Here is a 22,339-nt window from a genome sequence, read left to right as displayed (position 1 = left end):
GGCCATTGGACATGGCGCTGGGGTACGCCACCGACGCGGCGGAGGAGGAAGAGAGCTTCTGGGAGTTCCTGAAGAACCCGATCTTTGTGTGAGCGGAAGGCCGCCGTCAGCTCCCTATCGCGGACATCAGAACATCCTTGGCAGTAGCCTGAGACCTCTAGGTCATACCTTCTGACTGACAGGTATTACCGGAGGCAGCCCAGGCCAACACTGTGACCAGCAAAGGCGAGGTCACGATCCCGAAGCCGGTGCGTGATCTCCTGGGCATTACGACTGGCAGCGCGGTCGAGTTCCGCCTGACGCCTGAGGGTCAGGTTCTGCTCGCCCGGGCCGATTCGGCGCCACGTCCGTACAGCCGCTTTGAGCGGTTGCGCGGGGCCGCAGGGCAAAACTTCCCCTACTAACGCGGGATGCAGCACGGTACCGCAGCTACTTCCCGACTGCCGCGCTGATCGGGCCAGATCAGGGGTTGCGGCAGCGGCAGCGGGATGGACGCAGGCTGATCAGCGCGTGCGCCTGAAGGCTGGAATACACTGCTATCCCTGCTTGCGCAGTGATCGAGTGAACCGGGAGCCGGTTTCGGCGAATCCTGTGGCTCGGCAGAATTCGCCCAGAGCCGACGCATCCGGCGGCATCATGATCTCCATTTCACCGCAGCCAGCAACGCGCGCAGCCTGTGCGGCTGCCTTGACCAGCAGCCGGCCGATACCTTGCCGGCGATCCTCGGCGCTGACCAGCAACGTGCTGATCTGCGCCCTGGGGCGAGCCGCCTCGAGCGTCGGATACCAGTGCATCACCACGAGGCCGCTGGGCGGCCCCCATTGCAGTGCCACCAGCGCCGTCGCCGGTGCCTGGCGCAACGCCACGAGCCGCTCTGCCAGATCACGTGCATCGATGGCGTAACCGGCCGTCGCCAGCAGTTCAGCGAGGCCAGTTGCCTCGGTGGCGGTGGCAGCGCGGATCTCCAAACCGTAGCGTGACGTCACCCGTGCGGTCCGTTCATGTGCGTGGCAGGTCAGCCACAGTTAACCCCGGCGCGCAGCGGAGTTGCGTTCCCAGGCCATTGCTCCGCTTTTGGCCAAGATGCGGGCGGGCGACCGACATGGTCAGGACCATGCAGGCTCAGCCATGACGCGCCAGGGTCGGGACCGATGAATTGAAGTGTGGCGTGGAATTCCAGCCGCATCGCCTTGCACGGCGGAAGGCCACGCCGCTGGCCGGTCAGCCACAATCAGGCCGACCTGACGTCGGCCAGGAAGGTCTTCACCTCGGCGCCCAGGCTTTCCGACTGGCGGGAGAGTTCGCGGACCTGATCGGCCGCGCGCTGTTGAGCCCTGATCATGTTGTCCTTGAAGACCTGCACAGCTCGCGCCATGCCGCCTAGCTCGTGACCACGCTCCAGGGCTGGCACCGGCACCCCGTGTTGCCGGCCTCGAGGATCTGCATCGTGCCGGTCATGTAGACAACAGGGTGAGTGATGGAGCGGCCGATTGCCCAGGCTACCACCCCGCCGGGCAGGACCGCCGCGGTGGATAGCATCAGCAGCAGCCATCGGGCGTTCTCGTTGGCGGCGGTGAGTTCCCGGCCGCTCGTGTTCTGGCTGTCTGCGTTCGAGCTGCTCGCAGCACCGAGGAGTTCGTGCAGACGAGCACCGGTCGGATTAAGTTGGGAATCGACTGTCGTCGTCAGTGCCTGGGTCCGCTTCACCTCCTCGTCGAAGGCGGCCTGGGAGGCACCGAGTTGCGCCTCCGTGCGAGTGGCTGCCCCCCATGGCGCCGCCGTGCTCAGCTGTGCCGCCGCCTCCCGCAGTCGCGTGGCCGCTCCGGACAGCTCGTCGTGCGCCTGCCTGGCCAGCGTGGCGTCGCCGAGCTGCGCGTATCCGAAGGCGGCGGCCATGGCCGTTACCGGCAGCAAGGCGCCAAAGCCGAGCCCGATCCGCTGGACGATCTTGAGGTTGGTAACGCCCATCACTTTGCTCCACGAGCATGCCGATGCCACGACGATGAGCGGAAGGATGACGGTACGAAATGTTCATTTCGCGATCGCTAAGACACTCGGTAGGTTCATAAGCTGGAACTTCGTTGTTGCTGCCTGGCGCTGCTGATACGGGCGAAGCAGAGGCACTCGCTCGCGAGTGCCGCTCCGGAGAGCGGCATCCAGGATCGCAGGGAACAGGGAATCGAAGGGCCTTGCCGGCGGCTCACGCCGCGGCGCGCCCTGACCGCCTCAACGCCTGAGGCGGCTGGCCGAAGGCGCGCAGAAAGGCGCGGCGCATACGCTCCGGGTCCGCGAAGCCGCTCTCTCGGGCGATGACATCGACGGGGTGGCGCGTCTGCTCCAGCATCAGCCGCGCCGCCTCCAGCCGAAGCTGCTCCACCGCCTTGGCAGGCGATTGCCCGGTCTCCGTCCGGAAGGCGCGGCTGAACTGGCGCGGGCTCAGAGCCGCGGCGCCGGCCAGCTCCTCCACAGATAATTCGGCCGTCAGATTCTGCCGCGCATAGGTCAGCGCCGCCTCGATGCGATCGGACTTGGCGGTCATCTCCAGCAGTTCCGAATGTTGGGTCTGCCCGCCGCCGCGCCGGTGGTACATGACCAGCTTACGCGCCACGGAGCGCGCGATGTCGCTGCCAAGATCCTTCTCCACCATCGCCAGCGCCAGATCGACGCCCGCCGTCATGCCGGCGGAACTCCAGACCGGGCCGTCGATGATGAAGATCCGGTCCTCCTCCACCTGGATGGCCGGGAAACGCTCCCCGAGCTCGCGCGCCAGCAGCCAGTGGGTGGTGGCGCGGCGCCCGTCCAGCACACCGGATTCTGCCAGCACAAAGGCGCCGGTGCAGATCGAACCTAGACGCCGGGTGGCTGGCAGCCGGCTGGCGATCCAGGCGCGCAGCCCTTCGCTGGGCTGCGGCCGCTCCACCCCGCCGCCCACCAGCACCGTATCGAATGCCTCCCCGGCGAAGGGGATGCTGTCCACCGCTATGCCTGTCGAGCTGCGGACCGGTCCGCCACGCTCCGACACCGTGGCCAGCTCGTAGGCTTCCTGACCCCCGCACAGATTGGCGAACTCGAAAACCGATCCGGCAGCCAGGCTCATCATCTGGAAGCCGGGAAAAATCACGAAGCCGACGCGCATGGCAGACGCCCTCTGTCCTGAAACGAGGCATATACGACATTCAGGACAAGCGCCGGAAGTTCTAATCCTGAGGTCACACCGGGCGGCAAGCACGCGAGCCACGGACAGGACCTAGACCCATGAGCCTCTCTCCTCTCGGCACAGCACTCATCACCGGCGCCTCCTCCGGCATCGGCGCGATCTACGCGGATCGCCTGGCCGTCCGCGGCCACGACCTGATCCTCGTGGCGCGCAACCGCGGCAAGCTGGCGGCGCTGGCTTCGCAAATCGCTGACCGCACCGGCCGCTCGGTCGAGGTCGTCGCCGCTGATCTGGGCGACAAGGCCGACCTGCGATCGGTTGAGCGGCTGCTGGCCACTGATGCCAGCCTCACCATGCTGGTGAACAATGCCGGCGTCGGCGCCACCGCACCGCTGCTCTCGGCCGATGTCGACGCCATGGAGCGGATGATCGACCTCGACGTGACGGCGCTGATGCGGCTGACCTATGCGGCCGCGCCCGCCTTGGTGACGCGCGGCCGTGGCACGGTCGTGAACATCGCCTCCATCGTAGCCATCGGGCCGGAGGTGCTGAACGGCGTCTATGGCGGAGCGAAGGCCTTCGTGCTGGCCTTCACCCAGTCGCTGCACCACGAACTGGCGGGTAAGGGCCTGCGCCTCCAGGCGGTGCTGCCGGGTGCCACGGCCACCGATTTCTGGGGCATCGCCGGCACGGCGGTCGAGCACCTGCCGGGCGAGATCGTCATGCCCGCCAGCGCCATGGTGGATGCCGCGCTGGCCGGGCTGGATGCCGGCGAGCTGGTCACCATTCCCGCGCTCCCTGACCTCGCCCAATGGCAGGCCTATGAGGCCGCCCGCCAAGCGATGCTGCCCAACCTCTCCCGCAGCGAACCCGCCGCGCGATACCGCGCCGCCGCTGTCGCCGCCTGATCCGAACCGCATTCCAGGACCACGAACCATGCAACTCACCGGCAACACCATCTTCATCACCGGCGCCACTTCCGGCATCGGCCGCGCGCTCGCCGAGGCGTTCCACCGCCTGGGCAACCAGGTCATCATCGCCGGCCGCCGCCGCAGGCTGCTGGACGAAGTCGCCGCGGCCAACCGCGGCATGGCGGGCATCGAGCTCGACATCGCAGACCGCGACAGCATCGCCGCCGCCGCGGCGCAGCTGGTGGCGGAGTTCCCGGCGCTCAACGTGCTCATCAACAACGCCGGCATCATGCCCTTCGACGATCCGTCGAAGCCGCTGGACGACGTGGTCAGCCAGGCGATCCTGCAGACCAACCTGCTCGGGCCCATCCGCATGACCTCGGCGCTGATCGAGCACCTGAAGGCGCAGCCACGCGCCACCATCGTCAACAACACTTCCGTGCTGGCCTACCTGCCCTTGGCCGGCAACGCGGTTTACTCGGCCAGCAAGGCGGCGCTGCATTCCTTTACCCTGTCGCAGCGCTTCATGCTGCGTGACACCTCTGTGCGGGTGCAGGAGATCGCGCCTCCCTGGGTGGACACCGACCTAATCCGCAGGAGCGGCGACCCGCGCGCCATGTCGCTCGACGCCTTCATCGCCGAGACGATGGAGAAGCTCGCCGGCGACGAGGAGGAGATCGTGGTCGATGCCATCCGCACGATCCGCGACAATCCAGGCGCGGGCGAGCACAAGCTCATCAACGACTTCAACACCGCGATGATCACCGACCCCATCCCGGCATAGTCTGGGGCATCGGCGTCATCGCCGGATTGTTGCAACTGATCGCCATCGCACTCGACCGCCGCGCGACGCGTTCCGCCAATCCATCAGCAAAGCTGCTGGCAAGAATCTGAGCTCTGCGTTGCCGCGCCGGCGTCCTGCCCGAGAGAAGGGTCGGCGACGGGCAACATCCACCCTCACCAACCCCAGGAGCATACCCATTCAACACATGATGAACTGGAACACCTATCGCCAGCAGGTCGGCACCGGCGTCGGCGGCCTGCCAAGCTGAGCCCGGACACCGTTCGCGGCTATGGCGCGATGAGCACCGCCGGGCAGACGACCAACCAGCTCGATGCCAAGACGCGCGAGCTGATCGCGGTCGCCGTCGGTATCAGCCTGCGCTGCGACGGCTGTATCACCGTGCACACCGATGCCGCTCGCAAGGCTGGCACCACCGAGGCCGAACTGGCCGAGACGCTGGGTGTGGCGGTCAGCATCAATGCCGGCGCGGCGATCGTCTACTCCACCTGCGCGCTGGACGCCTTCGCGGCGTCCGCCGAAGTTTGAACGTGCCTGTCAGGCGGCCACCACCTCGGCGCGCCGCTTGGCCAGGCTTTCGGTCAGGAAGCCCACCAGCGGCTCCACCAGATACCGCGCTTCGCCCTCCTCGCCGATCACGGTGATCTCCGTCATCGGCAGAGCGGGCCAATGCTCCGGCGCGGTCAGGATCTGCATGCCCGGCTGCACAAAGGACCGGCCCAGCACGGTGACGCCCAACCCGCCTGCCACGGCGGCCTGCACGCCCATCAGGCTGCTGGCGGTACAGGCCGCCACCCATTCCCGCCGCACATTATCCAGTGCCGCCACCATGATCTCGCGATAGGTGCAGGGCGGACGCAACATCACCAGCCGCGCCGGACGGGTGAAGTCGAGCCGGTAGTCAGTCGCTGCCATCCAGACCAGCGGCTCGCGCCAGATGACGCGGCCACGCTGGGCGGCGCCGTCCTTTTTGGCGATCACCGCATCCAGGGTGCCGGCCTCATGCGCCGCCAGCAACTCGCAGCTCAGCCCTGTCATCAGGTCGATCCGCACGCCAGGATGCAGGCGGGAAAAGCGCGCCAACAGCTGCGGCAACTCCGCCGGGATGAAATCTTCCGAGATGCCTAGGCGCAGCAGTCCTGCCCGCGCCGGCTCGCGCATGCGGCGGACAATACTGTCGTTGAACTCCACCATGCGCCGGGCTGCGACCAGCAGCGTCTCCCCTTCCGGCGTCAGGCTCAGCGAGCGGCTGGTACGGTCGAAGACCCGGTGGCCGAGAATCTCCTCCAGCCGCAGCACCTTCTGGCTGACAGCGGATTGAGAGCGGCCGACCACCTCGGCGGCGGCGGTGAAGCTGCCGGCTTCGGCGACAGCCATGAAGGCGCGCAGCAGGTCGATCTCGAGATCGGGGTAGCGCATCGGCGGACACTCCTGGCGCGCTGAAGCTAGGCATAATCCAGCAGGAAATCTACTGGCAACGATTTGATCTATACGCTTTCCTTGTTGCCTGCCGACGTCCAGATTGCCGCTACGCCAGTCTGGAACGTGCCGGATGCAACACATCGCTGCCCTGAACCGCGCCGCTGACCGAAGCCCGGCCTGGGTCTTCGGCCTCGTTGGCGCGATCTTGCTTTGGGGCGCTAACTGGCCGGTGATGAAGGCGGGGCTCGCGCATGTCACGCCGCTCTGGTTTTCCGCGATGCGCTTCGCGGCGGGCGCCGCCTGCCGGGCTGTCTGCATCCTGCATCTGCGCCACGGCCGGCCCGCCGCGAGCGCCATAGCCTTGGCATCCTGGCAGATGCTGCTGGCCACCCTCACCGGCGGGCGCGGCTTCGACGTGGTGTTCGACACGGTGGGCAGCGCCAATCTCGACGGATCCTTTGAGGCGGCGGCGCTAGGCGGCAGGGTTTCCGCCACAGCCGCGCGCAGCACCCACGACCTCTCCCCCTGCACAGCAAGGCGTTGTCGCTCCACGTCGTCTTCGTGCTGATCCCGATGCTGTACGACCTGCACCGCGAGCAGCCCGGTCGCATCCTGCGCGAAGCCGCTGCGCTGGTGGAGGCCGGGACGCTGCGCCCGCTGATCGACCCTGCGCGCTTCGACCTGGCCACCGCGCCCGACGCCCACCACTTCCTCGAATCCGGCCGTGCCCAGGGCAAGGTCGTGATCGACATCGCGTGATCCCCTCACAGCAAGGACCATTCCCATGAAAGCCATCGGCTTCGACGCCCCTCTGCCAATCGATGATGAGCGGTCGCTGCAGGACATCGAACTGCCGATTCCCGAGCTGCGCCCGTACGACATCCTGGTGAAGGTCGCTGCCATCTCGGTGAACCCGGCTGACGTCAAGGTGCGCGCCAGCGCCACCCCACCCGCCGGCACTCACCGCATCCTCGGCTATGACGCCGCCGGTACGGTGGAGGCCGTGGGCAGCGCGGTCACCGGCTTCGCCGTGGGCGACGAAGTCTTCTATGCCGGCAGCATCGACCGCCCCGGCACCTATGCCGAATATCATGCCGTGGATGCGCGCATTGCCGCCCGCAAACCGGCCAGCCTGTCCTTCGCGGAAGCCGCCGCCCTGCCGCTGACCTCGCTGACCGCCTGGGAATTGCTGTTCGACCGGCTACAGATCTCCTACGGACGCAAGACAAGCGGCGACGCACTGCTGATCGTCAACGGCGCCGGCGGCGTCGGCTCCATCCTGACGCAGATCGCGCGGCGGCTGACCGGGCTCACCGTGATTGCCACTGCCTCCCGCCCCGAGACCATCGCCTGGACGAAAGAGATGGGCGCACACCACACCATCGACCATCGTGAGCCGTTGAATGAGGGTCTGGCCGCCATTGGCATCCCCGAGGTGCGCTTTGTCGCCGGACTGACCGCGACAGACCGGCATCGTGACGCCATCATCGCCTCGCTCGCGCCGCAGGGCGCGCTGGCAATGATCGACGACCCGGCACAATTCGACATCGTGCCGTTCAAGCGCAAGAGCCTGTCGGTGCATTGGGAACTGATGTTCACCCGACCGCTTTACGGAACCGCCGACATCGCACGACAAGGCGAGATTCTGGCCGAGATCTCTGCGCTGGTCGATGCCGGTCTGCTGCGTACCACGATGCACCAGGACTACGGCACCATCACCGCCGCCAATCTGCGCCGTGCCCACCGCCTGCTGGAGAGCGGCGGCGGCATCGGCAAGACCGTGCTGAGCGGCTTCTGAGGCGGCGACGGGCCCACGGTCAACCGTCGCATGGCCCTGGCCGGATCCGCCGCGTCCCTGCCTGCATTCGCGCCCGGCCCGCTGCGCGCCCGGAGCATTCCGGCGCGGCCGCTCCGTGCGGATCAACCCGCCGCCGGCACGATCGGACAGATCGAGCTGGTGCATGAGTTCCGCGACGGACCGATGCCGACCGGCGTCACCGTCTCCGCCCACGTCCGGAGCTTCGTCAACTACCCACAATGGGGTGACGACGCGCTCTCCACCGTGGGCGAGATCCGCGCCGGCTGGGTGGTGCCTTTCCCGGATGCGGCCATCAACCGCGCCGACCGCGACCGCCCCAGCGAGACGCTGCTGAGCGTGGTGGTCGATCCTGCCCACCGGCTCTGGGACCTCGATACCGCGGCGCCGGGCTTCGCGCCGCCGGTGCCGGGCGGCACCAAGCTGGTGGCGGTGGACCTGACCACCAACCGGGTCATCGGCAGCATCGTCCTGCCAGACAGCGCCGTGCTGCCGACGACCTATGTGAATGACGTGCGCTTCGACCTGCGGCAGGGGTGTGGCGGGGATGGCCTACATCACCGATTCCTCCGTTTCCGGCCCTGGCGGCATCATCGTGGTCGATCTGGACAGTGGCGCGGCCTGGCGACGCCCGTCCGGCCACCCCTCCACCATGCCCGACCTCGCCCTCGTGCCGCTGGTGGAGGGCGAGATCATGGCGGTGCCCCGGCGAGGCCCGCCGGCGCAGCCCTTCCGCGTCGCCTCCGACGGCATCGCTCTCTCGGCCGATGGCAAGACGCTGTTCTACTGCCCGCTCTCCAGCCACCATCTCTTCGCGGTGCCGACCACACGGCCAGCGAGGACGCTGTTGCCGCCGCGGTACGGGACCTCGGTGAGAAGGGCGCCTTGGACGGGCTGGAGGCGGATGACCAGTGCCGCCTCTATGCCGGCGATTACGGGCATAACAGCATCCGTCGATGACTCCGGACGGGCGGTGGCAGCCCTTCCTGGACCACATCCGCACCGGTGATTGGCGCTGCGGCTCCCGGCATGAACAGGGCCAGGATCGGCCGGCCGCTTTGAGGCGCCGCCCGCGCAGGCCCCAGGCACCCGGTGCCTGTTCAGGCGATCACGGCCGTAACGCGCATCTCGAAGCGCATGGCCGGCAGCCCCAGGGCCTCAACCCCGAGCTGGGTCCAGATCGGTGCGTGGTTCGGCATGGAGCGCCGGAACATGGCAAGGATCGTCTGGTTGACGATGGGGGGGAAGCCGCCGACGTGGTAGGTGTTGACGTGAACAACATGGTCCCAGGCTGCGCCCGCATCCGCCAGGACCAGTCCGATATTCCGGAAGGCAGCGGTGATCTCATCCTCGATCGCTTCGGGAATGTTGAGATCGTCATCCCAGCCGCCCTGTCCCGACGTCTCCACGCGGTTGCCGATCTTCACGGCGGTCGAGAAATGCAAGGCTTCGCGGAATCGCTGACCGAAGCCGCCGGTGACGAAGAATTCCGGTTTGTCCATCGTGTGTCTCCCGTGTTGGACTCGATCCGTCCCGGTCCCAGAGCAGGATCGGCGACGCTGCGGACTGCCTGATCTGCTCGGCGCCATGGCGCAGATGCGGCGGTACCAGAGCGATGACATCTCCGAAGCTCCTCGGCTCCATCAATGTCGAGCGAGGAACGTGGCCTCTGTCCTCACCTCTCACGCACATCTCTGCCGGCTGGCTGGCATCAGCCGAGACATAAGGACAGATCGCGCAGAGCCAATAGTGGAAGCCCCATCAGCCGATCGAGCGCCACGCAGCATCGTTCCGCTGCGAAACAGGCACGCGCACCTTCAAGGGGATAGCAGAGACGAGCGAGGCTACGGCAAGCAGGAGAAGGCTTTACGTGGCACCTGGGGATCGAGTTCGGAACAGCGCGCTGCCTTCAACGATCCTGGCCGCTGGCCCATCTCCGCGGAAGGATCACTTCGCCCAGGCGCCTGCTGTCCATCGCTCTTCGCTTTCCGTCATCGATGGGCGGGTTGACCATCATCGTGATGATGGAAGGCGCCCGTCATGCTTGTCGCGGGTGATGGCGCTGACAAAATGCCGAGTCGCGAACCGCCTGGGGCTTGGGTGCGGCCCAGCGCGTCTTCATGCCCACTGGGCTTTGGCGAATGGCCGCAGTTCAGAGTGGACGCCATATCGATTGGAGGATGAACCATGAAATGGGACTATCTGGTGGTTGAGAAAACCTTGAAAGCAGATGACCTCGGGAAGCTGGGGGCTGAAGGATGGGAGCTGGTTGCGGTTGTTTCCCCGGCCCACTTCGTGCTGCATTACTTCTTCAAACGTGAGGCGCGCAGCTGACTGCCGATCCAGCGTGTCGCAGGGCAGGCTACGCAACGACGATGAGCCGTCCGGACCACCCACAGCGGTCCGCAACAGGAGAGTTCCCCCATGGCCGAACGTGACGCCGTTTTTCCTGCTGGCCGGCAGGATCTCTACACATCGCAGACCTACTCTGCTGCAATCAGATCGGGTGATCTCCTGTTCGTCTCCGGTCAGGTCGGCAGTCGCAGCGATGGTTCTCCGGAGCCAGACTTCGAGGCCCAGCTGCGCCTGGCTTTCGCAAACCTTGAGGCGACCCTGCAGGCGGGTGGATGCGGGTTCGACGATATTGTTGACGTAACAACATTCCATACCGATCCCGAGAAGCAATTCGGCAAGGTCATGGCGGTGAAAGCCGAGATTTTCCCAGCCGCCCCTTATCCGAACTGGACGGCGGTCGGGGTGACCTGGCTTGCGGGATTCGACTTTGAGATCAAAGTCATCGCACGCATTCCCCGCTGATCATCAACAATCCGGAACCCCGCATCAGCGCAGCTAGGACCCAGGAGCCCCGTCCACACGTCACAGCCAACACGTCATCCCGTGCCGCTGCCCAGCGCTCCCCGGATCAATGCCGCGAACACCTGGGCTGCTTCGATCTCGGTCAAGGCGTGGCGCACCAGCGCGGCCGAGAGTGCCTCGCCGGCACCAACCAGGCCAATGCAGCGCCGCTCCAACTCCGGTGTCGGAAGGGCTGCGTGAGGCTGCAGCACCGACACAAACATTTGGACGGAGTTGTCCAGCAGTTCCTGGAAAACCTTTGCCTTTTCCTCACTGCCCGCGAGCGCGGCGCCGACCGCATGAAATTCGTCCGTCTTGTCGGCCGCACAATGGATATAGGCAGCGGCGAGAACGCCCGCGCATTCCTCAAGGCTACGCTCGCCATTCCTCATCCCTTCTCGGAAGGCATTGACCCGCTCCACGTCGATCCACCGGTAGAGCTCGATCAGCAGGCCTGACCGCGTTCCGAAATGATCATAGGCCACCGGTTTGGAAACACCGGCGCGTGTGGCCAGGTGCCCCAGAGTCAGCCGATCAGCTCCCTCCTCGCGCACAATCACCAGCGCGGTGTCGAGCAGCTGACGCCGCCGGTCGGCTTTTGAAAGCCTGCGCGATGCCGTATCCCCGCCTTCCGCCGGCCAGTTCTTTTTCACTTCATGCCCGCCTTGCATAACCTACCAAAAGTAGCCAACTGACCCGCTACCTACTCATGGTAGGTTCGTAGCTTGACACAAGGAGGCTTGGCAATGTCATCGGCTCCCATTTTGCTCATGGGTGGCTCCGGCGCCATAGGAGGCTGGACCACGCGGTTCCTGCGTGACACACAACCCGATCTGCCCCTGCTGATCGGGGGCCGCGACCGCACCAAGGCCGAGGAGGCCGCCGCCCGAATCGGCAAGGCAGAAGGCGTCCCGATCGACCTGTCCGCGGATGATCTTGGCCTTGACGGCCGCCCGATCCGGGCCGTGGCCGTACTTTTCTCGGACAACAGGATTGCCGGGCTCCGCTTCGCGCAGGCGCGCGGCGTGCCGCACCTCAGCATTTCTTCGGGCATCTATGAAATCGCGCCGGAGGTTGCGGCTTATATGCACAGGCCGGCAGTCTCGCCGCTCGTCCTGGGCTACGAATGGCTCGTGGGGGCGACAACTGTTCCAGCCCTTCGATTTGCCAAGGCCTTCGGCCGGATCGACGACATCGTCATCGGAGCGCTGGTCGACGAGCAGGACACCGGCGGGCCGGCGGTGGCCGAAGATTTCGAGCGGTTGAACAGCACCTTGCCCGCCGCCTTGACGCGTCGCGAAGGTGGCTACATCTGGCGCTCCGGCGAGGATGCAAAGGCCAGGTTCCGGGCCGTCGATGGCACCAGCATGGAAGCCTCCGGCTTCTCGTCCATCGACGTGGCGGGACTGGCAACGGCGACCGGCGCGCCGAACGTCCAGTTCAACATCGCAACCGGCATCAGTTCCAGCCGCCGCCGCGGCGAAGCAATGTCGACGGAGATCATCATCGAACTTGCCGGTGAAGATCACGCGGGACGCGCATTGCGCACTCGCCACGCGATTGTTCATCGGGAAGGCGCAGCGCCGCTGACCGGGATGGGAGTGGCGATGATCCTGGAAAGGCTCCTCGGGCTTGATGGCGCGCCTGCCACGCCGCCGGGATTGTACTTCCCGTACCAGTTGCTCGATCCTGATCGTTATCTTTCCCGCCTCGTGAAGTGCGGTGGCGAAGTCCTGGAGCTGGAGGCCCAGTGATCAGGAAGAGGATGATGCAGAAAAGCCTGCTCCCGCAGGACGGCCCGGTACTGGATCGCTGGAGCACGGCCTGCACCTGAGGCGTTAACCCACCTTCCCGCAGAGCGCCGCTCTCCGGCATCGCTGCGGGCGCCTCCTCGGAACCCTGCCCCAGGTCGGGCCGGGACCTTGCCACCAGCGGCACCACGCCGCCCGCTCGATTGGTGCCGGACAAGCCGGTGGCTTCGGCGGCGAGGCTGGAACCGACCCGCGTCAGCCCCAGGGTGTCCGGCGCGGTTCCGGATGCAGGGAACGAGCCGAACGGCTCCGCCTTGATCAACCCCGACTTCCGGAAAGTCCACCAGCCGCGCCGGACCTGCGAGGCAGGCGACGGTTGCGGCTGCCGGTGTCACGGATCCTGCCGGGCCATTACCGTCCCCGCCCGGAAGGATCAGCCTCGCGGCAAGTCTTCTCGCCTTCCCACGCGCCTCTGTTAGGCCGCAGGTATCGCCGAGACTGCCTTGTCGCTGGCCAGCAGGTGCCGCACGCGCGGTGCCTCCGGCCCGGTATGATACCGCCGCAGCTCGATCTGCAGGTCGGCATCCACCTGCGCCACGCGCCTGTGCTGGCGCAGGTGCTCGGCCCAGGATTCCACCATGAACCATTCCACCATGAGCGATGGATCGGCGGCGTCCTCGGCAATACCCCAACCATAGGCGCCGTCACGCCGGCGCGTGGCGGACAGCCGGTGGATGGTTGCCAGAAAGTCTGCACGCACTTCGGGCGCGACGCGGTACTCAACCAGGATCATCACGGGACCACGGTCCTGCGCCACCGGGGCGGCCAGCAGCGGCTCTGGCCAATGGTTGGAAGGGGTGAGGTCCGCCTCCCCCCGCGGCAGCGGAATGCGTCGCAGCAGGATGGCGGAAACAGCCAGCAGCAGCGCCGCAGTCCACAAGGTCCAGGGCACGCCGAGCATCTCGGCTACCGCCCCCCAGATCAGGCTGCCTGCCGTCATGGCGCCGTTGAATACGGTGAGGTAGACCGCCAGGGCCCGGCCACGCACCCAGTTGGGCAGGATGGCCTGCGCCGTGCCGTTCAACCCCGTCAGCGCCGCGATCCAGGCCATGCCGAGAAGCACCAGCACAAAGGGTGCCAGCGCGCGCGGTGGCGCGAAGGCCAGCGATGCCATCACAGCGGCGGTCAGCAGGGCCGAGAAGAGCAGCACGCCATCCGTATCGAGGCGCTGACGCACCCTTGGCAGCAGCACTGCTCCAAAGATGGCGCCCATCCCCACTGCGCCCAGCAGCATGCCGTAATATCCCGCATCGCCGCCCAGCAACTGCCGCGCCACCAGCGGCAGCAAAGCCCAGACTGCGCTGGCCAGCAGGAAGAACAACGCGGCGCGCAGCAGCACAATGTGCAGTTCGCGGCTGGCGCGAGCGTAACGCAGCCCGGCACGGAAGGCGCCGGCGAAGCGCTCGTCCAGCGGGTCTTCCTCCTTCCGCGCACGGCGCCAGAGCAGCAGGGCCGCGATGACCACGACATAGCTGGCCACATCGACACCATAGGTCACGGCGGCCCCGAAGCTGGCCAGGATCAGCCCGCCCGCAGCCGGACCGATGGCGCGGGCGATGTTGATGCCCAGGGAGTTCAGCGCAACGGCGTTGCGGGTGTCCTTGGGCTGCACCAGCTCGGGCACGATCGCCTGCCAGGTCGGCGCCATCAGCGCGGCACCGATGCCGCCGAGAAAGGTCAGCCCTGCCAGTGCGGCCACGGACGTCAACCCCGCCTGTGCCAGCAGCATCAGCGACAGGCTCACGCAGGCCAGCATCACCTGCACGGCCAACAGGAATTTCCGCCGGTCCAGGATGTCCGCCATGACGCCGGCCGGAATGGCCAGCAGGAAGACCGGCAGCGTACCTGCCGCCTGGATCAGCGCCACCGCGGCAGGGCCGGCAGCGGCTTCCGTGACCAGCCAGGCGCTGGCCACGTCGCGCATGAAGCTGCCGACATTGCCGATCACCGTGGCGGCCCACAGCAACGCAAAGGTCGGCTGCAGCAGCGGAGCGAAGCTGCCGCCTTGTTGCTTAGCGCTCACGGGCGTGGTCCCAGGCGAAGACCACCAGGAAGGCACCGGCAAGCCCGAGATGCTCGTAGAAGGCATTGGCCATCATGAAACGCTCCTGCCCTGGAGGCAGGCTCCAGTAGCGGTTGGCGATAAAGGTCGCGGCCAGGGTGAAAGCGCAGAGCGCCAGCGCTCCCAGCCAGCGCAGCCGGCCGGTGAGCACCAGCAGGCTGGCGATCAACTCCAGCGCGATGGTCGCCGCCGCAACAAGCGGCGGCAGCGGCAAGCCGAAATGCGCGGCCTCAGCGACCGCGCCGGGATAATCCAGCAGCTTGTTCAGCCCGCCCTGCAGATAGGCGGCGCAAAGGCCCAGCAGGCCGAGCCAGATGAGAATTGGGTACCAGCGGGCCATGGTCAGAAGGCCCAGCAGGAGCAGCCGAGCGCACCCCAGAAGCCGCTATCCTTTCCGGCCGGCGTGGTGGCGGTCCAGGCGCGGGCGTGTTCATGCCCGTGCACGCCGCAGGCGGTGTCGCAGCAGCGCGCCACAGCCCGGGCAAAGGCATTCCGCCCTTCCCCCCGTCGCGCCGCCCGGTCCTGATAGCCGCCGAAGCGGTTGACTGGAGACCAGTGCGGCATGGCGGGCGGCAGAGGCGGGGAGAGCCCGGCATAATCCGCCGCGCCATGCACCACGCGCCCGCCAACAACGGTGAGAACCGAGGTGATGTCCTGCACCTCGTCGCCGGGCACGTTGAAGTAGTCCCGGTCCAGCACGGCGATGTCGGCCAGCTGTCCCACCGCGATCTGGCCCTTCCTGCCCTCCTCGTTGGAAAACCAGGCGACCTTTTCGGTCATCATGCGCAGCGCCGTTTCACGGTCCAGCGTGTTGCGCTCGGGCGCCATGCGCAGCCCACCGACTGTTTTGCCCGTTGTCAGCCAGTAGAGCGCAACCCACGGATTATAGGAGGCGACGCGGGTGGCATCCGTGCCGGCGGAAACCTTCACGCCCATTTCCAGCATCTTCGCCACAGGCGGCGTGGCCTCCGCCGCGCGGGCGCCGTAGCGCTCCACAAAGTACTCGCCCTGGTAGGCCATGCGGTGCTGCACGGCGACGCCCCCGCCCAGCCGCGCGATGCGCTCCAGCGACCTCTCGCTCACCGTCTCGGCGTGATCGAACATCCAGTGCAGGTCGCCCAGAGGCATCTCCCGGTTGACCTTCTCGAAGACGTCAAGCGCGCGGGAGATGGTCTGGTCGTAGGTAGCGTGCAGCCTCCAGGGCCAGCGGTTCTGCACCAGCACGCGCACCACCTGCTCCAGCTCCGGCTCCATCTCCGGCGGCATCTCCGGGCGCTCGACGCGGAAATCCTCGAAGTCGGCCGCGGAATAGACCAGCATCTCGCCGGCGCCATTCAGGCGGAAGTAATCGTCTCCCTGCTGGTACTTGTTCTCTGAAGTCCAGCGAAGGAAATCCTCCTTCTCCGCCTTTGGCTTCTGCGTGAAGAGGTTGTAGGCGATGCGCACCGTCAGCTGGTCGTCTGCGGCGAGCTTCTGGATCACCTCGTAATCGTCCGGGTAGTTCTGGTTGCCGCCTCCAGCATCGATGGCGCCGGTCACGCCCAGCCGATTCAGATCCCGCATGAAGTGGCGTGTGGAGTTGAGCTGGTAATCGAAGGGCAGCTTCGGGCCCTTGGCCAGGGTGGCATAGAGGATGGTGGCGTTCGGCCTGGCCAGCAGAAGCCCCGTGGGCGTGCCGTCCGGCCCGCGCTGGATCTCGCCGCCCGGCGGGTCCGGCGTGTTCTTGTCGTAGCCCACCACGCGCAGCGCGGCGGCGTTCAGCAGGGCACGGTCATAGAGGTGCAGGATGAAGACCGGTGTGTCCGGCGCGGCAGCGTTGATCTCCTGCAGCGTCGGCAGGCGCTTCTCGACGAACTGGTGCTCGGTGAATCCCCCGACGATGCGAACCCATTGCGGCGCGGGAGTAACGGCCACCTGCGCCTTCAGCATCGCCATCGCGTCGGCCAGGCTGCGCACGCCATCCCACCGCAGCTCCATGTTGTAGTTCAGCCCGCCGCGAATGATGTGGATGTGGTTGTCGATCAGCCCCGGGATCATGCGGCGGCCGCCGAGGTCGATCACCTGCGTGCCCGGGCCGGCGCCGGGCAGGATCTCCGCCGCATCGCCCACGGCGGAAAAGCGGCCTGCGGTGATGGCCACGGCCTGTGGTGCCGGGTTGGCACGGTCCAGCGTGGCGATCCGGCCATTGTGCAGGATCATGTCGGGGGGGGCATTGGCGGCCATGGCGGAGCTCCGGTTGGAAAGGGCCAAGCCGAGGGCCGCAAGCCCCCCGGCGAGGGTGCGGCGCGTGGGGTTGGTCATCCGGCGGCATCCCCGTTGTTGTGACCGGAAAGCCGGCCGGAAAGGTACTCGACACACTTGTTCCGAGGGAGGGGCGGGCTGACACTGTGCTCGGCCGGCCCGCGCTTCGTCACAGGAACAGCTTGCTGGCCCGACAGGATGGTGGGGAGGCCGAACAGGGCCGGCACCGGAGCCGCAGGCGAGCGGACATTCAGCCGGCCATGAGCCACGCTCACAGCGAGCCCGGCGCCGGGCGGCAGGAAATAGGGTTTCATGCGGCAGACCTCGTCTGGTGCATTGCGGACGCTGGCCGGCCACGGCCAGGCCACTCCCGGCATCCGGGGAAGGCGGCACGATGCGCGCACATTCTTCCCCGCCGCGGGGTTCAGGAAGGGTGTCAGCCTCTCACAAAGGCGAGCAGGTCGGCGTTGATCACCTCGGCATGGGTCGAGAGCATGCCATGCGAATAGCCCGGGTACACCTTCAGGGTCCCGTTCTGCAGCAGGCGGACGGATTGTTCCGCCGAAGCGGCGATCGGCACGATCTGGTCGTCGTCGCCGTGCAGAACCAGCGTCGGCACGGTGATCGCCTTCAGGTCCTCGGTCTGGTCCGTTTCCGAGAACGCCTTGATGCCGTCGTAGTGCGCCTTGGCACTGCCCATCATGCCCTGGCGCCACCAGTTCTGGATCAGGCCCTGAGAAACTTCGGCGCCCGCTCGGTTGAAGCCGTAGAACGGACCGGAGGCAACATCCAGGAACATCTGCGCCCGGTTCTCGGCGACGCCCTTGCGAAAGCCATCGAACACCTCGATCGGAAGACCCTCGGGGTTGTTCCCGGTCTTCAGCATCAGCGGTGGCACGGCGCTGACCAGCACAGCCTTCGCGACGCGGCCGGCCGGCTGGCCGTGCCGGGCCACGTAGCGGGCGACCTCGCCACCACCGGTGGAATGCCCGATATGGACGCTATTCCGCAGGTCAAGATGCTCGGCCACGGCGAAGGCGTCCGTCGCGTAGTGGTCCATGTCGTGCCCCTCGCTGCCCTGGGTGGAACGCCCATGGCCGCGGCGGTCATGGGCGACGACCCGGAAGCCCTTCTGAACGAAGAAGAGCATCTGCGTGTCCCAGTCGTCGCTGGAAAGCGGCCAGCCATGGTGGAACATGATCGGCTGGGCATCCTTCGGGCCCCAGTCCTTGTAGAAGATCTCGACGCCATCGCGGGTGGTGACATAGGCCATGGTGCTCGGTTCCTTTGGATCGGCTCTCGTGGTTGCGCTTGCTGTCCAAGGCGGGCCGGGTGCGGTGAGCACCACGGCCGCCAATGCGATGGCCCGCCGCCGGGCTGGTTGCCGCCAGTCACGGGCGCCTTGGTCTTTCGAGGCCATCGCGGCCTGCGTCAGTGACCTTCGGATGCGCCGAACATGCTCTTGGCGTAGACGATCCCCAGGCCGTAGGCGCCGCCGAGGCGCTTGGCGATGCCGGTGGTCATCTCATAGGTTTCAGTGCGGGCCCAGTCGCGCTGAAGCTCGAGCAGGTATTGCAGGGCGGTGATGGGGCGGGCACCGGCCTGGACCATGCGATCCATGGCGCGTTCATGCGCCTCTTCCGAAATATCGCCGCAGGCATCGGCGATCACATAAACCTCGAAGCCCTGGTCGAGCGCCGAAAGGGCCGGGCCAACGATGCACACCGAGGTCCAAAGGCCCGCCAGCACGATGCGCGGCTTGCCGATGCGGTTGACTTCCTCGATCACCGCGGCGTCCTCCCAGGTGTTCATGGAAGTGCGGTCGAGCAGCTTCTGGCCCGGGAAGGCGCTGGTGATTTCCTCGAACATCGGGCCGGAGAAGGATTTCTCGGCCACAGTGGTCAGGATGGTGGAGACGCCGAAGCCGGCGGCGGCCTCGGACACCAGGGCCGCGTTGTTACGCAGCGCCACGGCATCGATCGACTTGGTCGCGAAGCTCATCTGCGACTGGAAATCAATCATGACCAGCGTGTGGTCGTTGGCGTTCAGCAGCAGCTTGCCGGGGGTCGGGGTGGCGGTGATCGTCATCTCGTGTCTCCAGGAACAATGGGGTGGAGACAGATTGCCTGGGATTCCGAGCAATGAAATTCCTTATCTGGCAAGATCCAAATTGCATTCCTGCAATCCCTCCTCCCCACCGGGTCGGTCATTCATCCAGGAAAAGGTTGATCTTGCTATGAAGCGCAGCCCTCAGGCGGAGCGCCGCCTGGTGCCAGTTGGTCTACAGCATCCTGACACGGGGGCTGCGCGCCAGCGGGTCGGCAGTAAAAAAGCAAACGCAGCCTCACGCCGCCGAAGATCAAAGCCTGTTGGAAATGATCCCCTCACGGCTACTGCTTCCAATCAAACCGATGGGGGACAGCACCAGAAGCCGACACCCGCATTCAGCGACACCGCGGGCCGCCGGATTCAGCTCGACCAGACGTCACAGCAGGGCCGGCGCGCCGGCAAACCTGGCAAACCCTGAGTTCAGCGCCCCTTGAAGCTGTTGAGGAGTGCGCCCTTCCCAGCGCTCAGGGAGAACAATGCTTCTTGCTCCTAGGCCGGGCATCGAGACGATCTGACCCTGCACTGATCGAAACCGAAGAGCCGTGCCTTCTTTTCCCAGAAGGTCACCCCGATGCTATCGGAAAGCCCACCGCAGCGTTGTCGCCAGACCCAGGGCGCCGGCACGGATCAGCGGCCGACCCAAAATCGGCACAGTCATGCCATGCATGCGCTGCGCCCAGGACGGCAACAGATCCATCGCGGCCTGCATTGTCAGGGTCTGGACCGGCTCTGCCAAGCTGTGCCGCGCGGGCTGGTCCAGAACAAGCCGCGCAACGTCGCGTGTGCGCTGATCGTAGACCAGCCGGGGTTTCATCTCCTGGATCAGACGACGCGCTGCGGAACGGCTGGTAGGAACAGGATCAGCTCCCAGCATGTGGGCGATCTGCGCCATCTCTCCGAAGTACCGGTCCTGGTCAGAGCCTGACATGGCTGGCTCGGCGTACCGCCGCCAAGCGTCAAGAAAGCTGCTGGTCTCGGTGACATGTACCCAGGCCAGCAGGGCAGGATCGGTGGCCGCATAGGGCGTTCCATCGGGTAAGGTGCCCCGCACCTTCCCGTGGATAGCGTTGACGCGGGCAATCACGGCTTCGGCTTCGTCCCGCCCGCCGTAGGTGGTCAGGGCGATGAACCGCGCCGTGCGCCTCAACCGGCCGTGCATGTCGGAGCGGAAGTTCGAGTGATCCCAGACGCCGGCCAGCACGGCGGGGTGCAGCATCTGCAGCAACAGCCCGGCAATGCCGCCCAGCATCATCGACGTCACGTCGCCATGCACCCGCCAGGCCACCGCCCGAGGACCAAACAGCCCGTCGGGCCGACGGGTCACCGGACGCTCCCCGCGTGAATCATCGTTGAAGAGACCAACAACCTCGCCGACGATTGCTTGCTTGACCTGACGAGCCAGCAGGTCCGGCAGACGATCCAGAGCGACGCCGGCTCGCTGAAACGGCATCATGATGTGCACCTGCTCAATGATCCTTGAGATGTGGTGACGTCGCAGCGGCTGTCATCCTGCCGTGGTGGCGTCGGCACCGTGCTTGGCGGTCGCCCCTGCCCTGAATGCGAGCTCGCGGCTCCTGCGCGTGTTCAGCAGCGGATGTCCGTGCGGCCGGGAGCAATGCCGCATTAGCGTGTGCCGGAAGCAAGCGAGGCCTCCTACAGCATCGGACTTCGATCTACTGAAAGGCGCGCAGGACTGGCCGCCTTCAAGAACAACCGGCCGCAACATTGGATCAGACGACTTGCCCGGTCTTATCGATCTCCACGCACGGTAGGCCGAACGCAGCGAACAGGACTCGTTAGGGCGACGCAACTATTCAGCGGGCCTCACGTCGTGATCTCATTCAGCCACGATCAGCGGATATGAAGATGGTAGAACACCGGAAGCCGCGGGCCAGCTTGCAGGGTGCGCTCGCCACCGCTGGCCTCATGGCCGCAGGGCTGCGCCGCAGACCAGCCTCCCCGCCCTCAGAATCATCCCAGGACGGGACGCGTTCCATGGCTGCCACGCCTGACAGCCAGGGCCATGACGCAGCAAGCCCGACGCAGATACCACGCGCCGGCTGGTGGGGCATTCTTCGCCGAGCAGCGAAGCAGGTCTCCGAGAACAGGATTCTGACCGAGGCTGCGGGTATTACCTTCTATGCCCTCCTGGCCTTGTTCCCAGCCATCACCGCCATGGTTTCGCTTTACGGCCTGGTTGCTGAACCCGCGACCATCACGGGTCATCTGCAAGGGCTCTCGCAGGTGCTTCCTGCCGGGGGCATGCAGATCGTTGAGGAGCAGGCAAGGCGGGTCGCGTCCAAGGCTGATGGAACTCTGGGGATCGGCGCGGCCGTTGGCCTTGGCACGGCGCTGTGGAGTGCCAACGCCGCCACGAAGGCGTTCTTCGATGCCCTGAACATCGTATATGAGGAGAAGGAGAAGCGAGGCTTCCTTCTTCGTACGGCAGTCTCCCTCGCCTTCACCATCGCCGGCATCGTCTTTGTTCTGTTGGCGATCTCGGCCATTGTTGTTGTGCCGCTGATCCTGAACTTCGTCGGCCTGGGGAATGCGGTGGAATGGCTCCTTGCCCTGGGACGTTGGCCCATCCTGCTGATCGGCATCACGGCGTTGCTGGCCTGCCTGTATCGGTACGGACCAAGCCGTGAACGTGCCAGGTGGCGGTGGGTAAGCTGGGGCGGCGCCTTTGCATCCTTGGGCTGGTTGCTCTTTTCCGCGGCATTCTCCTGGTACGCCGCGAACTTCGGCAGCTACGACGAGACTTACGGCTCGTTGGGCGCAGTGGTCGGCTTCATGACATGGATCTGGCTTTCCTCCACCGTTGTCCTGGTCGGCGCGGAGATCAACGCGGAGATGGAACGGCAGACCACCGTGGATTCCACAACGGGAGAAGCACGGCCAATGGGACAGCGCGGCGCTGCCATGGCCGACAAAACAGCCTGAGCCGGGATGAAAGAGACGACGGCTCCGCATCTTAATAAGACAAGCTGACGCTAACCTATCGTCGGCAACATCGTTGGACCCTCGTAACTCTTGAGGATACGACCCCATGTTCATGCGCGTGGACAAGCTTCAGGCTGAGCTACCGGCGCCGAAGCGCGCGGACCCGAATGCCGGCGCGGCGTTGCAGGAGCTGCTTGGCGGCAAGTACG

General features: G+C 66.2%; 25 protein-coding genes and 1 pseudogene. 12 read left to right on the top strand and 14 right to left on the bottom strand.

Annotation, left to right across the window (positions count from 1 at the left end; all coding sequences use genetic code 11):
* Positions 1-212: 212 nt before the first annotated feature.
* On the top strand, positions 213-404 hold the full coding sequence (locus tag ACFOD4_RS13220) for an AbrB/MazE/SpoVT family DNA-binding domain-containing protein (protein ID WP_379597106.1): 192 nt from the start codon (positions 213-215) through the stop codon (positions 402-404).
* 132 nt (positions 405-536) lie between these two features.
* Here ACFOD4_RS13220 and ACFOD4_RS13215 read toward each other — a convergent pair whose 3' ends face one another.
* The 4 genes from ACFOD4_RS13215 to ACFOD4_RS13200 form a co-directional block, all read right to left on the bottom strand.
* Positions 537-986, bottom strand: coding sequence for a GNAT family N-acetyltransferase (locus tag ACFOD4_RS13215; RefSeq protein WP_379597105.1), 450 nt, complete (start codon positions 984-986; stop codon positions 537-539).
* 245 nt (positions 987-1,231) lie between these two features.
* Complete coding sequence (locus ACFOD4_RS13210) at positions 1,232-1,375, bottom strand: hypothetical protein (RefSeq protein ID WP_379597104.1); 144 nt, start codon at positions 1,373-1,375, stop codon at positions 1,232-1,234.
* Positions 1,376-1,380: 5 nt separating this feature from the next.
* The gene (locus tag ACFOD4_RS13205; RefSeq protein WP_379597103.1) at positions 1,381-1,968 is read right to left on the bottom strand and encodes a hypothetical protein; all 588 of its coding nucleotides are present in this window, start codon (positions 1,966-1,968) and stop codon (positions 1,381-1,383) included.
* Between the two features lie 232 nt (positions 1,969-2,200).
* Positions 2,201-3,136 (bottom strand): GlxA family transcriptional regulator, encoded by a 936-nt coding sequence (locus ACFOD4_RS13200; RefSeq protein WP_379597102.1) that lies wholly within the window; start codon positions 3,134-3,136, stop codon positions 2,201-2,203.
* Between the two features lie 119 nt (positions 3,137-3,255).
* Here ACFOD4_RS13200 and ACFOD4_RS13195 point away from each other — a divergent pair, with 119 nt between their 5' ends.
* From ACFOD4_RS13195 to ACFOD4_RS13185, 3 genes are all read left to right on the top strand, one after another.
* Positions 3,256-4,065, top strand: a complete 810-nt coding sequence (locus tag ACFOD4_RS13195) for an SDR family NAD(P)-dependent oxidoreductase (RefSeq protein ID WP_379597101.1) — start codon at positions 3,256-3,258, stop codon at positions 4,063-4,065.
* 28 nt (positions 4,066-4,093) lie between these two features.
* Positions 4,094-4,852 carry an SDR family oxidoreductase gene (locus ACFOD4_RS13190; RefSeq protein WP_379597099.1) on the top strand — a complete coding sequence of 253 codons (759 nt, stop codon included), beginning with the start codon at positions 4,094-4,096 and terminating at the stop codon, positions 4,850-4,852.
* Between the two features lie 297 nt (positions 4,853-5,149).
* Positions 5,150-5,398: a carboxymuconolactone decarboxylase family protein gene (locus ACFOD4_RS13185; RefSeq protein WP_379597097.1), complete on the top strand. Its 249-nt coding sequence runs from the start codon at positions 5,150-5,152 to the stop codon at positions 5,396-5,398.
* A gap of 9 nt (positions 5,399-5,407) precedes the next feature.
* Here the strand turns inward: ACFOD4_RS13185 and ACFOD4_RS13180 are convergent, their stop codons facing one another.
* A complete protein-coding gene (locus tag ACFOD4_RS13180) occupies positions 5,408-6,289 on the bottom strand; it encodes a LysR substrate-binding domain-containing protein (RefSeq protein WP_379597096.1) in 882 nt (293 codons plus the stop codon).
* A gap of 133 nt (positions 6,290-6,422) precedes the next feature.
* Between ACFOD4_RS13180 and ACFOD4_RS13175 the strand changes: the two genes are divergently transcribed.
* The 4 genes and pseudogenes from ACFOD4_RS13175 (at position 6,423) to ACFOD4_RS13160 (ending at position 9,117) form a co-directional block, all read left to right on the top strand.
* Complete coding sequence (locus ACFOD4_RS13175) at positions 6,423-6,860, top strand: hypothetical protein (RefSeq protein WP_379597095.1); 438 nt, start codon at positions 6,423-6,425, stop codon at positions 6,858-6,860.
* Positions 6,833-7,051, top strand: coding sequence for a zinc-binding dehydrogenase (locus ACFOD4_RS13170; RefSeq protein ID WP_379597094.1), 219 nt, complete (start codon positions 6,833-6,835; stop codon positions 7,049-7,051). The genes ACFOD4_RS13175 and ACFOD4_RS13170 overlap by 28 nt, the downstream gene beginning before the upstream one ends.
* A 25-nt stretch (positions 7,052-7,076) precedes the next feature.
* Complete coding sequence (locus ACFOD4_RS13165) at positions 7,077-8,090, top strand: zinc-binding alcohol dehydrogenase family protein (RefSeq protein ID WP_379597093.1); 1,014 nt, start codon at positions 7,077-7,079, stop codon at positions 8,088-8,090.
* Positions 8,091-8,120: 30 nt separating this feature from the next.
* Positions 8,121-9,117, top strand: a pseudogene (locus tag ACFOD4_RS13160) (L-dopachrome tautomerase-related protein).
* A 91-nt stretch (positions 9,118-9,208) separates the two neighbouring features.
* Here ACFOD4_RS13160 and ACFOD4_RS13155 read toward each other — a convergent pair.
* Entirely contained in the window at positions 9,209-9,610 is a 402-nt protein-coding gene (locus ACFOD4_RS13155) for a RidA family protein (RefSeq protein WP_379597092.1), read from the bottom strand.
* 685 nt (positions 9,611-10,295) lie between these two features.
* On the opposite strand from ACFOD4_RS13155, the gene ACFOD4_RS13150 reads away from it, so the two are divergent.
* Together ACFOD4_RS13150 and ACFOD4_RS13145 are read left to right on the top strand one after the other, a co-directional pair.
* Positions 10,296-10,442 (top strand): hypothetical protein, encoded by a 147-nt coding sequence (locus ACFOD4_RS13150; RefSeq protein ID WP_379597091.1) that lies wholly within the window; start codon positions 10,296-10,298, stop codon positions 10,440-10,442.
* 90 nt (positions 10,443-10,532) lie between these two features.
* Positions 10,533-10,925: a RidA family protein gene (locus tag ACFOD4_RS13145; RefSeq protein WP_379597089.1), complete on the top strand. Its 393-nt coding sequence runs from the start codon at positions 10,533-10,535 to the stop codon at positions 10,923-10,925.
* Between the two features lie 74 nt (positions 10,926-10,999).
* Here ACFOD4_RS13145 and ACFOD4_RS13140 read toward each other — a convergent pair whose 3' ends face one another.
* Positions 11,000-11,635 (bottom strand): TetR/AcrR family transcriptional regulator, encoded by a 636-nt coding sequence (locus ACFOD4_RS13140; RefSeq protein ID WP_379597088.1) that lies wholly within the window; start codon positions 11,633-11,635, stop codon positions 11,000-11,002.
* 75 nt (positions 11,636-11,710) lie between these two features.
* Here ACFOD4_RS13140 and ACFOD4_RS13135 point away from each other — a divergent pair, with 75 nt between their 5' ends.
* The gene (locus ACFOD4_RS13135; protein ID WP_379597087.1) at positions 11,711-12,718 is read left to right on the top strand and encodes a hypothetical protein; all 1,008 of its coding nucleotides are present in this window, start codon (positions 11,711-11,713) and stop codon (positions 12,716-12,718) included.
* Positions 12,719-13,190: 472 nt separating this feature from the next.
* Here ACFOD4_RS13135 and ACFOD4_RS13130 read toward each other — a convergent pair whose 3' ends face one another.
* The 7 genes from ACFOD4_RS13130 to ACFOD4_RS13100 form a co-directional block, all read right to left on the bottom strand.
* Positions 13,191-14,798: an MFS transporter gene (locus ACFOD4_RS13130; protein ID WP_379597086.1), complete on the bottom strand. Its 1,608-nt coding sequence runs from the start codon at positions 14,796-14,798 to the stop codon at positions 13,191-13,193.
* Complete coding sequence (locus ACFOD4_RS13125; protein ID WP_379597085.1) at positions 14,788-15,177, bottom strand: DoxX family protein; 390 nt, start codon at positions 15,175-15,177, stop codon at positions 14,788-14,790. The genes ACFOD4_RS13130 and ACFOD4_RS13125 overlap by 11 nt, the downstream gene beginning before the upstream one ends.
* Before the next feature lie 2 nt (positions 15,178-15,179).
* Entirely contained in the window at positions 15,180-17,138 is a 1,959-nt protein-coding gene (locus tag ACFOD4_RS13120) for an amidohydrolase (protein WP_379597083.1), read from the bottom strand.
* Positions 17,135-17,392 (bottom strand): DUF1427 family protein, encoded by a 258-nt coding sequence (locus ACFOD4_RS13115; RefSeq protein ID WP_379597082.1) that lies wholly within the window; start codon positions 17,390-17,392, stop codon positions 17,135-17,137. Before ACFOD4_RS13115 ends, ACFOD4_RS13120 begins: the two co-directional genes overlap by 4 nt.
* A gap of 122 nt (positions 17,393-17,514) precedes the next feature.
* Positions 17,515-18,351: an alpha/beta fold hydrolase gene (locus ACFOD4_RS13110; RefSeq protein WP_379597081.1), complete on the bottom strand. Its 837-nt coding sequence runs from the start codon at positions 18,349-18,351 to the stop codon at positions 17,515-17,517.
* A gap of 158 nt (positions 18,352-18,509) precedes the next feature.
* Entirely contained in the window at positions 18,510-19,166 is a 657-nt protein-coding gene (locus tag ACFOD4_RS13105; protein WP_379597079.1) for a hydrolase, read from the bottom strand.
* A 595-nt stretch (positions 19,167-19,761) separates the two neighbouring features.
* Positions 19,762-20,640, bottom strand: coding sequence for an oxygenase MpaB family protein (locus tag ACFOD4_RS13100; RefSeq protein WP_379597077.1), 879 nt, complete (start codon positions 20,638-20,640; stop codon positions 19,762-19,764).
* Positions 20,641-21,182: 542 nt separating this feature from the next.
* Between ACFOD4_RS13100 and ACFOD4_RS13095 the strand changes: the two genes are divergently transcribed.
* Positions 21,183-22,130, top strand: a complete 948-nt coding sequence (locus ACFOD4_RS13095; protein ID WP_379597076.1) for a YihY/virulence factor BrkB family protein — start codon at positions 21,183-21,185, stop codon at positions 22,128-22,130.
* The last annotated feature ends 209 nt before the right edge of the window (positions 22,131-22,339 follow it).

Origin of the sequence: Teichococcus globiformis (genome assembly GCF_042646265.1) — a bacterium.
GTDB classification, from domain to species: domain Bacteria; phylum Pseudomonadota; class Alphaproteobacteria; order Acetobacterales; family Acetobacteraceae; genus Pseudoroseomonas; species Pseudoroseomonas globiformis.
Note: the sequence above shows the minus strand (reverse complement) of the source record. Positions and strands in the feature narration are given on the sequence as shown.

Excerpts from the sequence above, each read along its gene's own strand:
- ACFOD4_RS13210 (WP_379597104.1), bottom strand. The coding sequence starts at position 1,375 with ATGGCGCGAGCTGTGCAGGTCTTCAAGGACAACATGATCAGGGCTCAA.
- ACFOD4_RS13205 (WP_379597103.1), bottom strand. The coding sequence starts at position 1,968 with ATGGGCGTTACCAACCTCAAGATCGTCCAGCGGATCGGGCTCGGCTTT.
- ACFOD4_RS13200 (WP_379597102.1), bottom strand. The coding sequence starts at position 3,136 with ATGCGCGTCGGCTTCGTGATTTTTCCCGGCTTCCAGATGATGAGCCTG.
- ACFOD4_RS13195 (WP_379597101.1), top strand. The coding sequence starts at position 3,256 with ATGAGCCTCTCTCCTCTCGGCACAGCACTCATCACCGGCGCCTCCTCC.
- ACFOD4_RS13190 (WP_379597099.1), top strand. The coding sequence starts at position 4,094 with ATGCAACTCACCGGCAACACCATCTTCATCACCGGCGCCACTTCCGGC.
- ACFOD4_RS13185 (WP_379597097.1), top strand. The coding sequence starts at position 5,150 with ATGAGCACCGCCGGGCAGACGACCAACCAGCTCGATGCCAAGACGCGC.
- ACFOD4_RS13180 (WP_379597096.1), bottom strand. The coding sequence starts at position 6,289 with ATGCGCTACCCCGATCTCGAGATCGACCTGCTGCGCGCCTTCATGGCT.
- ACFOD4_RS13175 (WP_379597095.1), top strand. The coding sequence starts at position 6,423 with ATGCAACACATCGCTGCCCTGAACCGCGCCGCTGACCGAAGCCCGGCC.
- ACFOD4_RS13165 (WP_379597093.1), top strand. The coding sequence starts at position 7,077 with ATGAAAGCCATCGGCTTCGACGCCCCTCTGCCAATCGATGATGAGCGG.
- ACFOD4_RS13155 (WP_379597092.1), bottom strand. The coding sequence starts at position 9,610 with ATGGACAAACCGGAATTCTTCGTCACCGGCGGCTTCGGTCAGCGATTC.
- ACFOD4_RS13150 (WP_379597091.1), top strand. The coding sequence starts at position 10,296 with ATGAAATGGGACTATCTGGTGGTTGAGAAAACCTTGAAAGCAGATGAC.
- ACFOD4_RS13145 (WP_379597089.1), top strand. The coding sequence starts at position 10,533 with ATGGCCGAACGTGACGCCGTTTTTCCTGCTGGCCGGCAGGATCTCTAC.
- ACFOD4_RS13140 (WP_379597088.1), bottom strand. The coding sequence starts at position 11,635 with ATGCAAGGCGGGCATGAAGTGAAAAAGAACTGGCCGGCGGAAGGCGGG.
- ACFOD4_RS13135 (WP_379597087.1), top strand. The coding sequence starts at position 11,711 with ATGTCATCGGCTCCCATTTTGCTCATGGGTGGCTCCGGCGCCATAGGA.
- ACFOD4_RS13125 (WP_379597085.1), bottom strand. The coding sequence starts at position 15,177 with ATGGCCCGCTGGTACCCAATTCTCATCTGGCTCGGCCTGCTGGGCCTT.
- ACFOD4_RS13120 (WP_379597083.1), bottom strand. The coding sequence starts at position 17,138 with ATGACCAACCCCACGCGCCGCACCCTCGCCGGGGGGCTTGCGGCCCTC.
- ACFOD4_RS13115 (WP_379597082.1), bottom strand. The coding sequence starts at position 17,392 with ATGAAACCCTATTTCCTGCCGCCCGGCGCCGGGCTCGCTGTGAGCGTG.
- ACFOD4_RS13110 (WP_379597081.1), bottom strand. The coding sequence starts at position 18,351 with ATGGCCTATGTCACCACCCGCGATGGCGTCGAGATCTTCTACAAGGAC.
- ACFOD4_RS13105 (WP_379597079.1), bottom strand. The coding sequence starts at position 19,166 with ATGACGATCACCGCCACCCCGACCCCCGGCAAGCTGCTGCTGAACGCC.
- ACFOD4_RS13100 (WP_379597077.1), bottom strand. The coding sequence starts at position 20,640 with ATGATGCCGTTTCAGCGAGCCGGCGTCGCTCTGGATCGTCTGCCGGAC.
- ACFOD4_RS13095 (WP_379597076.1), top strand. The coding sequence starts at position 21,183 with ATGGCTGCCACGCCTGACAGCCAGGGCCATGACGCAGCAAGCCCGACG.